This window comes from uncultured Lacinutrix sp. (assembly GCF_947500605.1).
GTDB lineage: Bacteria > Bacteroidota > Bacteroidia > Flavobacteriales > Flavobacteriaceae > Lacinutrix.
On the sequence record NZ_CANMSJ010000001.1, the window covers coordinates 639,670 to 652,146 of the forward strand.

Sequence of the window (12,477 nt, forward strand, 5' to 3'; positions counted from 1 at the left end):
AACTGCTAACTAATGTTCAATAAATAAGACGCATACTATTGGTTTATGTTACATTATTAAATAGTAAAACCAAAAAACGCAACCTATTTAGGTTGCGTTTTTTGGTTTTGCATTAGGGATTGTAGTGGCATCCTTTTGCTTTTTCTGCAAAAGATATAACGGAAAGCCCGACACTTTGTAGCTTTAGCGGAAAAGTGTAATGCCCAACTTCTCGATACAATTTTTCGTTTATCAAAATCACTCGAAGTGACGCTATAATCTACAATACATTATCCATAATATCTTGTACACATTCTGGATTTAGCAATGTACTTGTATCTCCTAAATTATCGGTTTCGTTACTGGCGATTTTGCGTAAAATACGACGCATAATTTTACCACTTCGTGTTTTTGGTAATCCGTCTGTAAATTGGATTTTATCTAACTTCGCAATAGGTCCTATTTGCTCTGTAATTAACTGATTAATTTCTTTACGAAGGTTATCGTGTTTTCTACTTTCTCCTGTTTCTTTTAAAGTAACGTAACCATATAGCGCGTTTCCTTTAATATCGTGTGGGAAACCTACAATTGCACTTTCTGCTACTGCTGGATGCTCGTTTACGGCATCTTCTATTGGTGCGGTACCAAGATTATGACCAGATACAATAATTACATCGTCTACTCTACCTGTAATTCTATAATAGCCAACCTCGTCTCTTAATGCGCCATCTCCGGTAAAGTATTTGTTTTCGTAAGCTGAGAAATAGGTGTCTTTATAACGTTGGTGATTTCCCCAAATGGTTCTAGCCATACTTGGCCAAGGAAACTTGATGCATAAACGTCCATCGACCTGATTTCCTTTAATTTCATTTCCATGCTCGTCCATTAATGCTGGCTGAATACCAATAAATGGTAATGTTGCATAGGTTGGTTTTGTTGGTGTTGCAAATGCTATTGGCGTTATCATAATACCTCCAGTTTCGGTTTGCCACCAAGTATCTACAATTGGTGCTTTTTTCTTACCTACATTGTCATCGTACCAATGCCAAGCTTCCTCGTTTATTGGTTCTCCCACGGTACCTAATACTTTTAGGGATGATAAATCGTGCTTTTCTAAATGCTCTACTCCTTCTTTTGCTAAAGCTCTAATGGCTGTTGGCGCTGTGTAAAATTGGTTTACTTTATGTTTTTCTACAATCTCCCAGAAACGTCCGAAATCTGGATAACTTGGTACGCCTTCGAACATAACGGTTGTTGCGCCGTTACAAAGCGGACCGTAAACGATGTAACTGTGTCCGGTAATCCAACCTATATCTGCTGTGCACCAATACACATCTTGTTCTCTATATTGAAATACGTTTTTAAACGTATATGCCGTGTACACCATGTAACCTGCCGTGGTATGTACCATCCCTTTTGGTTTTCCGGTAGATCCTGAAGTATATAAAATAAACAAAGGATCTTCTGCATCCATAATTTCTGGTACACAATCGTGATAAGCTTCATCTAATAAAGGTTGTAACCATTTGTCACGTCCTTCTTGCATATTTATATCTGTATTAATTCGTTTTGCTACCAAAACAGTATTTACGTTTGGACACTCTTCTAAAGCCTCGTCTACAATACCTTTTAAATCGATTGTTTTTGCGCCACGGTAAGAACCATCACTTGTAATTACTAATTTACAATCACTATCGTTAATTCTTGTTGCTAAAGCTGTTGAAGAAAATCCTGCAAATACTACAGAATGTATTGCTCCGATACGTGCACAGGCTAATACAGAGACTGCTAATTCTGGAATCATAGGTAAGTAAATACAAACACGATCTCCTTTACCAACTCCGTTATCTTTAAGTACGTTTGCAAATCTACATACGCGTTCGTGCAATTCGCGATAGGTAATATGAAGTGCTTTTTCTTTTGGACTGTTAGGTTCGAAAATAATAGCTGTTTTATCTCCTCTTGTATATAAATGCCTGTCTATACAGTTTTCTGTGATGTTTAATTTTGCACCTTCAAACCATTTGACTTCAGGCTTAGAAAAATCCCAACTTAATACGTTGTCCCATTTTTTACGCCACATAAAATGCTCTTCGGCAATTTCTTCCCAAAAACTTTCTGGGTTTCTGACGGATTTACGGTAAACTTGGTAATATTCTTCTAAGTGTTTTATGTGATAATTACTCATAATATATTAGTTTAATTTTTGTGTTAAACACTTATATAATCTTAGTGTATAACTAGTTTTTAATATGTTTTGTTTCTTGATACACTTTTTTCTTTTCTCAAAAATCATTCGATGTGACATTATCACTATCTATTGTCTGTTCGAGTAATTCGATTTTAAAAGCATTGTATCGAGATACTTATTTATGAATCCCAATATTATGGGCTTGATATACTGATTTAATTTCGTCTATTATTACAACATCATCTATGGTTGATGGTATATTATACTGCTGCTCGTCTGCGATATTACGCAACAATTTACGAAGAATTTTTCCACTTCTTGTCTTTGGCAATCGGTTTACAACTAATACATCTCTAAAAGAAGCTACTGCTCCAATTTCTCGACGTACATCTCGTATAATTTCTTTTTGAATGGTATCGTTTCCAGAAGATGCTTCGGTTTTTAAAACTACTAATCCTAAAGGTTTTTGACCTTTAAGCTCGCAATGCACACCAAATACTGCACATTCTGCAACAGATTGGTGTGAGGCTACAATTTCTTCCATTTCGGCAGTAGATAAACGATGTCCAGCAACGTTAATAATATCGTCTACTCGACCTGTAATAAATATGTAACCATCTTCGTCTTTATAACCACCATCTCCAGAGAAATAATAACCTGGAAAACGGTCTAGATAACCAGATGTAAAACGGTCTGGATTTCCCCAAAGATTACTTAATGTTCCTGGTGGTAATGGTAATTTTACTACAACGTAACCTTCAACAGAAGATTCTACTTCTTCGCCTTCTTCATTTAAAATTTTAATATCGTAACCAGAAACAGGTAAACCTGCCGAACCTGGTTTTACTTCTCGTAATCCTACGCCAACCATATTGCAAATCATTGGCCAACCGCTTTCTGTTTGCCACCAATGGTCTATAACTGGAACTCTTAGCTTGTCTTCAGTCCAACTTAAAGTAGCCACATCACAACGCTCTCCCGCTAAAAATAAATTTTTAAAGCAAGACAAATCGAAACGCTTAATCATGTTACCGTTTGGATCTTCTTTTTTTATTGCTCTAATTGCTGTAGGCGCCGTAAACATTGCTTTTACATTATGCTCACTAATAACACGCCAAAAAGTAGATGCATCTGGTGTTTTAATAGGCTTTCCTTCAAATAGAATGGTTGTATTTCTATTAATTAATGGTCCGTAAGTAATAAAACTATGTCCTACAACCCAACCAACATCGCTTGCTGCCCAAAACGTTTCGCCTTCGTTTACGCCATAAATGTATTTCATAGAGAATTTTAAAGCCGTTGCATAACCGCCTGTATCTCTAATAATACCTTTGGGAGTTCCTGTAGTTCCAGACGTATATAATATATATGAAGGATGAGTAGATTCTATTGAAATAGCCTCAATTGAAGTTGAGTTTTCTACTAAAGTAGTATAATCTATATCGTAGTTTTTCTTCGGAATTTCAACACCTAATTCTCTATCAAAAACAATAACATGTTCTGGCTTATTTTTAGCTTTAACAATAGCTTGATCGACAAAAGGTTTATAAGGAATAATCTTCTCTATTTCAATACCGTTAGATGCAGTAATGATTGCTTTTGGTTTACAATCGTCTATTCTAATAGCCAATTCATGTGGTGCAAAACCACCAAATACTACCGAGTGTATTACACCTATTCTAGCACAAGCTAACATAGCATATAATGCTTGCGGAATCATTGGCATATAGATAATACAAGTGTCTCCTTTTTGTAAACCTAAACTTTGTAATCCACCAGCTAGTTTTGATACTTCGTGGTGTAATTGATTAAAAGTAATATGCTGTTTTGTATTGGTTACTGGCGAGTCGTAAATAATAGCGTTCTGTTCTCCAAAACCATCTTTTATATGCTTGTCTATACACAGATAACTTAGGTTAAGTTGCCCATCTTCAAACCATTGATTATAGTTGTATTTATCGTGAGACAAAATTGTTTTTGGCATCTTAAACCAGTCTAGTTTACTAGCTTGTTCTTTCCAAAAATCTTCTGGTAAGACGATACTTTTATTATAAAATTCTTGATAAATCATGCCTTACTTATTTTTAGAATTAAGTAAGCCAAACCAATTAGGATTAAGTATTTTTAGCTTGATAAGCACCCAAATAATAACAACAAAACAAAGACCTAAAACTATAGATAGTACAGGACTTGCATTGGTATTATTTTCAAATTTAAACCTAAGGTAAAGCGTAGCAATAATGTAGATACTAATTATAATATCTGACGCTAATGGGTTGATGTGAAATTTCATGTCTTTAAACTTTAATTAAACTTAGTTTGTTTGCACACAAAACCAATTTTAATAAAACTCAAAAAATATTTCTAAGTCACTAGTTCCAATATTTCTGAAACTATTTTTTTTACTGAAAAAGGTTTTGTTAAATACTTATCTGCTCCAAGTTTTAAACCTTTTTCAATATCTGAAGCTTTATTTTTAGCTGTTAAAAACACCACTTTGGTATCTTTTAAACTGTCTGTGTTTTTAATATGTTTTAAGGTTTGATACCCATCTACATTTGGCATCATAACATCCAACAAAACAACGTTAGGAATATGATGTTTTAATATCTCTAAAGCCTCACTTCCATCTCTTGCAATAAACACTTCAAAATCTTGTTTTTTGAAGGTATATTCTAACGACATTACAATATTTGGCTCATCGTCAACAATTAAAATTTTCTTCTTCATACTTTATGACAACAATTTACTTAAAAGGGATGGTAAAAACAAGTATTGCACCATTTTTAACGTCTTTTTTTGCCCAAATTTTTCCGTTATGCTTTTCTACTATTTGTTTTGTAATTGCTAAACCTAGTCCACTACCTTGAGGTTTTCTTGTATTTTGATCTTGTGATTGGTAAAATTTATCGAAAATAAACTTATGGTCTTCCTCCGGAATCCCTTTACCATTGTCTTTTACAGAGATTTCCATCACTTGGTTTCCTAACTTATAATCTATCTCAATCTGTCCTGTTTTTGCAGTACAAAACTTAATAGCATTAGATAGTAAATTTGTTAATACTTGAAGGATGCGATCCTCATCATAATTAGTGTTAAACGCATGCGGATTTTTATTTAAGATTTTAACTTCCTTTTTGGCAGCAATCTGCGAAATACTGCTAATTGCCTTCTGTATTGTTTTCTGGAGGTCTTGGTATTGCATATCTAAATGCAAACGACCCGTTTCAAGTTTTTCGAAATCTAGAATATTATGTATTAACCGCCCTAAACGATCAGAATCTTGAAGAATATTCTTTAAAAACTGTGCCTTTATCTCTTTTGGCATGTCATCCTCTTCATCCATTAATAACTCTGTTGCAGCTCTAATACCTGTAATTGGAGTTTTCAACTCATGCGCTACAGTGTCTAAAAATTCATCTTTTTGCTTGTCTTTACTTATTAATTCTTCATTCGCATCTTTAAGTTTTGAAGATAGCTGAGACAATTCATTCGACTTATCTAAAAGCACTTTATTACTAACGATGTTTTCTTTAGACTCTTCTAAAATCTTCAGTACTTCTACTAAACTAATTTGTTCTTCCTTTACTACGCTGGCAATTAATATTTTGGCTGAAGCCGAACCAATACTTCCTGTTAATAGTTTTTCAGAAAAATTAATTAATCGCGCATCTGCCAATTGTGTGTCTTGTGGTAGTTTGTACTTTGTAAAGAATATAGTTAATGCACGAGTGGCTCTTTTTTCACCTAAGAATCGAATTAACACATTTTTAATATCTGCCACGTAAGCTTCACCTTTCCAAACCAATGCACTATCCTGTAATGTTGAAAAGTTGTTACTATCCACAAACATTTCGGCATAGTTACGCTCTCTATAATTTCCTTTTGAAGTTAATGAAAACACCGAATAACACAACATATTAAAAGTAATACTCCAGAAAAACGCATGTGCTGGCGGACTTAAAAAATCGATACCAAATAAAGCATTAGGTTTTAATGCCTCAATACCCAGTAAACCATATTGTGTAAAATCGTCTGTTCCTGTATAAGCTTGCAATGTAAATGGCAAAATCAAAGTGTAAATAGCGATAAGAAAACCGACAATAATACCAGTTATTGCTGCTTTTGAAGAACCACGATTCCAATATAAACCTATAAAAAATGAAGGTGCTAATTGAGAAATAATAACAAACGAAATTAAGCCAATAGAATACAACGATAACTCCTTAGAAAAGGACACATAAAAAAAATAGGCTGTAATTATGATTGTAAAAATAGATATACGACGAATGTTTTTAATGTATTTTGAATTACGCTCGGGTTGGTTTTTAATGAACTTATCCAGGAAACCATAAGGAATAATTAAGTTGTTACTCACCATAGTTGATAATGCCAATGTAGACACAATAACCATTGATATTACTGCCGAAAAACCACCTAAAAAAACGAGTGTTGCAAAAAAGGAATTTCCGTTTTCGAGAGGTAATAACAATGAGTAGTATTCTGCATTTTGAGTGGAGCCGAAAGTTAATTTTCCTGCCCAAGCAATAAATATAACAAACAGATTAAAGAGTAGTAAATACAACGGAAACAACCAAATAGCCTTTTTTAAATGTTTCTCTCGGTTGTTTTCTAAAACAGAAACTTGAAACTGTCTCGGCAATAAAAAGATAGCCATAAAAGACAATCCTATTAAGAAAAACCAATTAAAACCGTCCTCTACACCACTAAGCGTGGTGAGCTCTTTAAAGTTTTCTGTTGTTGAAATCTGATTGTAAATATCTGTAGTGCCATCAAACAGATAAAATGTAACATAAATACCTATAGCTAAAAAGAATACGAGTTTTAAAACCGACTCGAATGCGACAGTAGCAATGATACCTTTATGTTTTTCGGAGGCATCTGTATTTTGTGTTCCGAAAAAGGTTGCGAAAATTGCTAACAATAAAGCGACGTAAAAAGTAGAATCGTCAATTACAGTCGTAGATACGTAACTACTATCGTCCGACATAATTTCGAAAGTTTCGGACACTGCCTTTAATTGTAATGAAATGTATGGTAAGGTTCCGAATAAGCAAATTATAGTCACTAATGCTCCAAGGAATCTACTGTTTCCGTAACGTAGTGAAATAAAATCGGCAATAGATGAAATTTTATGTTGTTTGGAAATTCTGATAATTTTCCGAAGCACAACAATCCATAAAGGTGCTGCTATAACTGGCCCTAAATAGATGGGTAAAAAATTAATACCCGAATTTGCTGCAATACCTACACTACCGTAATAGGTCCAAGCAGAACAGTACACTGCTAAAGACAAGGTGTAGACATATGGATTGTTAACCCATTTACTTTGTCGTTTTTTTTCACCAAGAAAAGCAATGTAAAACAATACTACTAAATAGATTACAATTATGGTAATTAGTGCGTAGTTATTCATAATGGCGTTTTAATACGATGTATGAAATAACAATAGATAACAACCAAATTGAAAATATAGAAAAGTATAATGTTGGGATACCTAAAATGGCGCCTTCAAAATTAAAAACAAGTATAAATGGTATATTGAAAGTTAAACACAATGCTACCGATAATACAACTAGCTTTTGTTCGTGGCGTTTTTTCATTGATTGGTTTTCTATATTTTAACTTCTCTTTATTCAAAAATGAAGTATTAATTTTACTAATATAAGAAATCAGCACTACATAAATGTAATGCTGATTTGCTAACTAACTAAATTTAAATTAAGTTCAATATTCTTTAGCTTTCGCTGAAAAATATTCAGACAGAACTCAATACTTTAATGGTCTGAAGCTTCGCCAGCTCCTGAAGGTATTCTAATACTTTCTACCATATCTTGTACATCTTGTGGAGGCGCTGGTGTCATGCGTGATACCACTAATGATATTACAATATTTACTGACATTGCAATGGTACCAAAACCTTCTGGAGAAGTACCAAACCACCAATCTTCACTTGTACCACCACCAAACATGTCTAGTTTGAATTTCATCATATAGAACATCATTAAAACAATACCTACAACCATTCCTGAAATAGCACCTTGGCTATTCATTCGTTTATCGAATATTCCTAAAATAATGGCCGGAAAAAAGGAGGCTGCTGCGAGACCAAAGGCGAGCGCGACGACTGCAGCTACAAATCCTGGTGGATTAATACCAAAATATCCTGCAATTAAGATGGCAACAAAAATTGCTATTCTAGCTACTTTTAATTCATCTTTATCTGAAATGTTTGGCTTCAATTGTTTTTTAACTAAATCGTGAGAGACAGATGTCGAGATTACTAATAATAATCCTGCTGCTGTTGATAATGCTGCTGCCAATCCACCTGCCGCTACTAATCCAATCACCCAATTTGGTAAGTTTGCAATCTCTGGGTTTGCCAATACCATAATATCTCTATCGACATATAATTCGTTTTCAGCATCACTTGCATTAGAAACAATACGTTCTCCATTGACTCCTCTTGCTTCTGTATATTCTGGTTTTTTACCTGATAATGAATTACCAGCTACATATTGAATTTTTCCATCTCCATTTTTATCAGACCAAGCAATTAACCCTGTATTCTCCCAGTTTTTAAACCATTCTGGAATTTCTTTGTATTCTTTATTACTAACCGTTTCAATTAAATTAGTTCTTGAAAACACTGCTATTGCAGGCGCTGTTGTATAAAGAATTGCAATTAAAAATAATGCATAACCTGCAGATTTACGTGCATCTTTTACTTTAGGTACTGTAAAGAAACGCACAATCACGTGTGGTAATCCTGCCGTACCTGTCATTAGCGCTAAAGTAATTGCAAAAACATCCCAAGTTGATTTTGTTCCGCTTGTGTATTCATTAAAACCAAGTTCTACATGTAGTTTATCTAATTTATCTAATAAGAACTCTCCACCTTCAACGGTTCCTCCCATTCCTAATTGTGGAATAATGTTTCCTGTCATTTGCATAGAAATAAAGAATGCAGGTACCATAAAGGCAAATATTAATACACAGTATTGTGCTACTTGTGTATATGTAATACCTTTCATACCTCCTAAAAGTGCGAAAGTTAAAACAACTGTCATCCCGATAATTACACCTATGTTAATATCTACTTGTAAGAATTGAGAAAATACAATACCTACGCCACGCATTTGACCTGCAACATATGTAAACGATACAATTAATGCGCAAATTACTGCTACTGTTCTTGCTGTATTAGAGTAATATCTATCTCCAATAAAATCTGGAACTGTAAACTTTCCAAACTTACGTAAATAAGGTGCTAAAAGTAATGCTAAAAGCACGTATCCACCAGTCCATCCCATCAAATAAACAGAACCATCATATCCTGAAAAGGAAATAATTCCTGCCATACTAATAAAGGAGGCTGCACTCATCCAATCGGCTGCAGTAGCCATACCATTTGCTAAAGGTGAAACACCACCACCAGCAACATAAAACTCTTTCGTTGAGCCTGCTCTTGCCCAAATTGCGATTCCAAAATATAAGGCAAAAGTAATTCCTACTAATAACCAGGTCCAAAATTGTACACTCATAATATTTGTTTTTTTTGGTTCCCTTTAAATTTGTAAATATTCTCGATACAATTCCGAAGAAAAATCGAAATCACTCGAACTGACTGTTAAAAATTTAAAGCAAACATTTAGTTATTAGCTCGACTACTCGTCGTAACCGTATTTTTTATCTAGTTTGTTCATTAATCTTACGTATACGAATATTAAAATAACGAATACATATATTGAGCCTTGTTGGGCAAACCAAAATCCTAGTTTAAAACCACCAAGTCTTATTTGGTTTAATTCTTCTCTAAAGAGAATACCGCATCCAAAGGATACAACAAACCATATAACAAGTAATATTGCTAAATACTTTATGTTCTCTTTCCAATACGCCGAAGCGTTTTTTTGTTTTTCACTCATAGTTTGCTAGTTTTATAGATATATCATGGCTTGAAGCGAAATAGTATTCGAATCTAAAGCTCCAAATTCTTGATTTTTATATTCTAAAGTTAATTTTGAATTGTGTCCACTCATATACGCATTTACACCAATGCCTAAAGTAGATCTATCATCTCCTACAGCATCATAACTATGTGTGCCATAACTTACGTAAGGCTGGTATCTTGTTTTAGTTTTATCACCTTTAAAAACATAACCTACATGACCATAAATCATGCTTCCTGTACCATAAGCACTATATAAATAGTTTTTACCGTAATCACTATTTTGGTATACTGCATAAGCAGTAATTGCGCTTCCATTATCACTTAAAGGAGCATCGTAAAAAGCATCTACTGCAAATATTGATACATCTTCACCCTCTAAATTAGGAGTTAAAGCTGTACCTGTATCTATTACAGAGCCTTTAGGATGTAAGAAGAAACCTGCTCCAACATTAAATATTTTTTTACCACCTAAATAACTACCTACTTTATAAGGCAGGAAGTTAGATTCTTGGTCTAAGAAATTATAATCGAAATAACCAGCGTATGTTTTACCAGCATCTTTAGATCCTAAATTAGCACGACCATTATAAACAGCATCGCCTCCTGCAACAGCAGTTCTAGCATCTAAAGACGACACTGATGCATCATTTATAGCGACACGGTATTGAAGTTTATCGAATTTACCTTTTGCAAATACACCTAAGTGACGTGCAAATTGATCGGATAATCCAATAGTTGCCCAAGATTGACGGTTATTGTCTAACGTCATCATGTTAAGCGTACTTTGATTGTTTAATCTAGAAATACCATTAAAGTAATGTAAACCACCACCAACTGTGTGATCTTTACCTAAATTGTATTGTGCCCAAACATCATGAAAAAAGAGTTGAGAACCATCTCCTTTTCCTGTTGGACTTAATGTAGAACTTGTTAAACTATTTAAACCGAAGTGCGTTACAATTAAAAAGTCCTTATTAATTTGTGCAAACATTAATATACGAGCACGACGTAAATTAAAATTTAATTTACTGTTTTCGTTTCCGTTAGCATCAAAAGTATTGTCTGTATTGTAATTGGCTTGGACTTGCGCCCAAGAAATAAGCCGAAAATATTTAGAACCATCTTCGTTAAATTTAAACTTAAGACCTCCAGTGTAATCTGGTGAGCCTTGAGCAGTCATAAATTGAAAGGACATTAAAAAGAGTCCAGCCAATAAAAGGGTTTGTTTTCTCATTGTTTAAAGGATTAATTAGTAGTTAATTAGTTTTGTGTGCACTACAATCTCTTAAAAACAATGTATTAACAAAAAATTAATATATTTTTTTGTTAATTTAATATACTAATCTTTAAAACGCTCCCATTTAATGAGCATGAATTTATCTCCTAACTCTGTAACCACAACACCTGCTCCTTTTATGTTTTCGGCATTACTAAAATAAACAGCTAATTCTGAAGCATTTAAAATCTTGTATGTAGGATGGTAATTAGAATTATATGGACGTTTAATATTATACTTTTTAACCCAATTCATGATACTTACGTGAGAGATTCCTAAAATGCGTTCGATTTCTCTATACGTTAAACCTTCTAAGTATAACTGTAGTGATTTGTTAACGTAGTAGTCGTCTATCTTCTTCCCAATCTTATTTACAGAGAAGAAATAGTTGCACTTTTTACACTTATAACGCTGTCTATCGTTAACAATTCCGCTTTTAATGTAATGGTCTGATCCACAATTAGGACATAAATCTACTGTCATGTATATTAATTTAGCATAAATATATCAATTTAGCAATATAAATAAAAACATATTGTTAAAAAATTAAGAATTATTAATAAAAAAAGCTCTAAAACCAAGATTATATCTGATTTTTAGAGCTTAAATTATTAAAATGAAAATACTATTAACTATACAAGTAAGTGTTAACCATTAAAAAAAGACTCTTCTTCCTTAGTTAATAACCTTGAATGTATTAAAAATCGAAGACCTAGCGGAATCTCTAAAGAGAAACTAGCACCACGACCTTCTGTAACATCTACTGTTAAATGTGTGTGCTTCCAATATTCGAATTGATCCTGATTCATATAAAAATTAACATCATTTAAAGTTCCTAAAAGAATATCACTTTCATCTAAGTACATATCACCTTTTTCGAAAACCATTGGAGCAGAACCATCGCAACAGCCTCCACTTTGATGAAAAATTAAATCGCCATGTTTTACTTTCAATTGTTCTAAAACCTTTGTTGCCGCTTCTGTTATTGTTACTCTTTCCATAGTATGGATTTAAATTAATTAAAAAAAAGCTGAACTACATTTTGTAATCCAGCTC

11 protein-coding genes are annotated in these 12,477 nt (G+C 33.5%); all 11 read right to left on the reverse strand.

Annotated elements, in window-relative coordinates; genetic code table 11:
* Positions 1–259 precede the first annotated feature (259 nt).
* The 11 genes from acs to Q0935_RS03040 all read right to left on the reverse strand — a co-directional run bounded on the left by acs (position 260) and on the right by Q0935_RS03040 (position 12,422).
* Positions 260–2,167 carry an acetate--CoA ligase gene (gene acs / locus Q0935_RS02990; RefSeq protein ID WP_299382233.1) on the reverse strand — a complete coding sequence of 636 codons (1,908 nt, stop codon included), beginning with the start codon at positions 2,165–2,167 and terminating at the stop codon, positions 260–262.
* A gap of 178 nt (positions 2,168–2,345) precedes the next feature.
* Positions 2,346–4,241, reverse strand: a complete 1,896-nt coding sequence (locus Q0935_RS02995; RefSeq protein WP_299382235.1) for an acetate--CoA ligase — start codon at positions 4,239–4,241, stop codon at positions 2,346–2,348.
* A 3-nt stretch (positions 4,242–4,244) separates the two neighbouring features.
* Positions 4,245–4,463: a hypothetical protein gene (locus Q0935_RS03000; RefSeq protein WP_299247051.1), complete on the reverse strand. Its 219-nt coding sequence runs from the start codon at positions 4,461–4,463 to the stop codon at positions 4,245–4,247.
* Positions 4,464–4,534: 71 nt separating this feature from the next.
* Entirely contained in the window at positions 4,535–4,900 is a 366-nt protein-coding gene (locus Q0935_RS03005) for a response regulator transcription factor (protein ID WP_299382237.1), read from the reverse strand.
* A 16-nt stretch (positions 4,901–4,916) separates the two neighbouring features.
* The gene (locus Q0935_RS03010; RefSeq protein ID WP_299382239.1) at positions 4,917–7,607 is read right to left on the reverse strand and encodes a sensor histidine kinase; all 2,691 of its coding nucleotides are present in this window, start codon (positions 7,605–7,607) and stop codon (positions 4,917–4,919) included.
* Positions 7,600–7,794: a hypothetical protein gene (locus tag Q0935_RS03015; protein ID WP_299247045.1), complete on the reverse strand. Its 195-nt coding sequence runs from the start codon at positions 7,792–7,794 to the stop codon at positions 7,600–7,602. The genes Q0935_RS03010 and Q0935_RS03015 overlap by 8 nt, the downstream gene beginning before the upstream one ends.
* 174 nt (positions 7,795–7,968) lie before the next feature.
* Positions 7,969–9,735: a sodium:solute symporter family protein gene (locus Q0935_RS03020; RefSeq protein WP_299247044.1), complete on the reverse strand. Its 1,767-nt coding sequence runs from the start codon at positions 9,733–9,735 to the stop codon at positions 7,969–7,971.
* A gap of 123 nt (positions 9,736–9,858) precedes the next feature.
* Positions 9,859–10,119, reverse strand: coding sequence for a DUF4212 domain-containing protein (locus Q0935_RS03025; protein WP_055436786.1), 261 nt, complete (start codon positions 10,117–10,119; stop codon positions 9,859–9,861).
* 12 nt (positions 10,120–10,131) lie between these two features.
* Positions 10,132–11,379 carry a hypothetical protein gene (locus Q0935_RS03030; protein ID WP_299382241.1) on the reverse strand — a complete coding sequence of 416 codons (1,248 nt, stop codon included), beginning with the start codon at positions 11,377–11,379 and terminating at the stop codon, positions 10,132–10,134.
* A 105-nt stretch (positions 11,380–11,484) separates the two neighbouring features.
* Positions 11,485–11,904 carry a helix-turn-helix domain-containing protein gene (locus Q0935_RS03035; RefSeq protein ID WP_055446300.1) on the reverse strand — a complete coding sequence of 140 codons (420 nt, stop codon included), beginning with the start codon at positions 11,902–11,904 and terminating at the stop codon, positions 11,485–11,487.
* A 164-nt stretch (positions 11,905–12,068) separates the two neighbouring features.
* Complete coding sequence (locus tag Q0935_RS03040) at positions 12,069–12,422, reverse strand: DUF779 domain-containing protein (RefSeq protein ID WP_299382246.1); 354 nt, start codon at positions 12,420–12,422, stop codon at positions 12,069–12,071.
* Positions 12,423–12,477 lie beyond the last annotated feature (55 nt).

Excerpts from the sequence above, each read along its gene's own strand:
- Q0935_RS03030 (WP_299382241.1), bottom strand. The coding sequence starts at position 11,379 with ATGAGAAAACAAACCCTTTTATTGGCTGGACTCTTTTTAATGTCCTTT.
- Q0935_RS03025 (WP_055436786.1), bottom strand. The coding sequence starts at position 10,119 with ATGAGTGAAAAACAAAAAAACGCTTCGGCGTATTGGAAAGAGAACATA.
- Q0935_RS03005 (WP_299382237.1), bottom strand. The coding sequence starts at position 4,900 with ATGAAGAAGAAAATTTTAATTGTTGACGATGAGCCAAATATTGTAATG.
- Q0935_RS03020 (WP_299247044.1), bottom strand. The coding sequence starts at position 9,735 with ATGAGTGTACAATTTTGGACCTGGTTATTAGTAGGAATTACTTTTGCC.
- acs (WP_299382233.1), bottom strand. The coding sequence starts at position 2,167 with ATGAGTAATTATCACATAAAACACTTAGAAGAATATTACCAAGTTTAC.
- Q0935_RS02995 (WP_299382235.1), bottom strand. The coding sequence starts at position 4,241 with ATGATTTATCAAGAATTTTATAATAAAAGTATCGTCTTACCAGAAGAT.
- Q0935_RS03010 (WP_299382239.1), bottom strand. The coding sequence starts at position 7,607 with ATGAATAACTACGCACTAATTACCATAATTGTAATCTATTTAGTAGTA.
- Q0935_RS03035 (WP_055446300.1), bottom strand. The coding sequence starts at position 11,904 with ATGACAGTAGATTTATGTCCTAATTGTGGATCAGACCATTACATTAAA.
- Q0935_RS03040 (WP_299382246.1), bottom strand. The coding sequence starts at position 12,422 with ATGGAAAGAGTAACAATAACAGAAGCGGCAACAAAGGTTTTAGAACAA.
- Q0935_RS03000 (WP_299247051.1), bottom strand. The coding sequence starts at position 4,463 with ATGAAATTTCACATCAACCCATTAGCGTCAGATATTATAATTAGTATC.
- Q0935_RS03015 (WP_299247045.1), bottom strand. The coding sequence starts at position 7,794 with ATGAAAAAACGCCACGAACAAAAGCTAGTTGTATTATCGGTAGCATTG.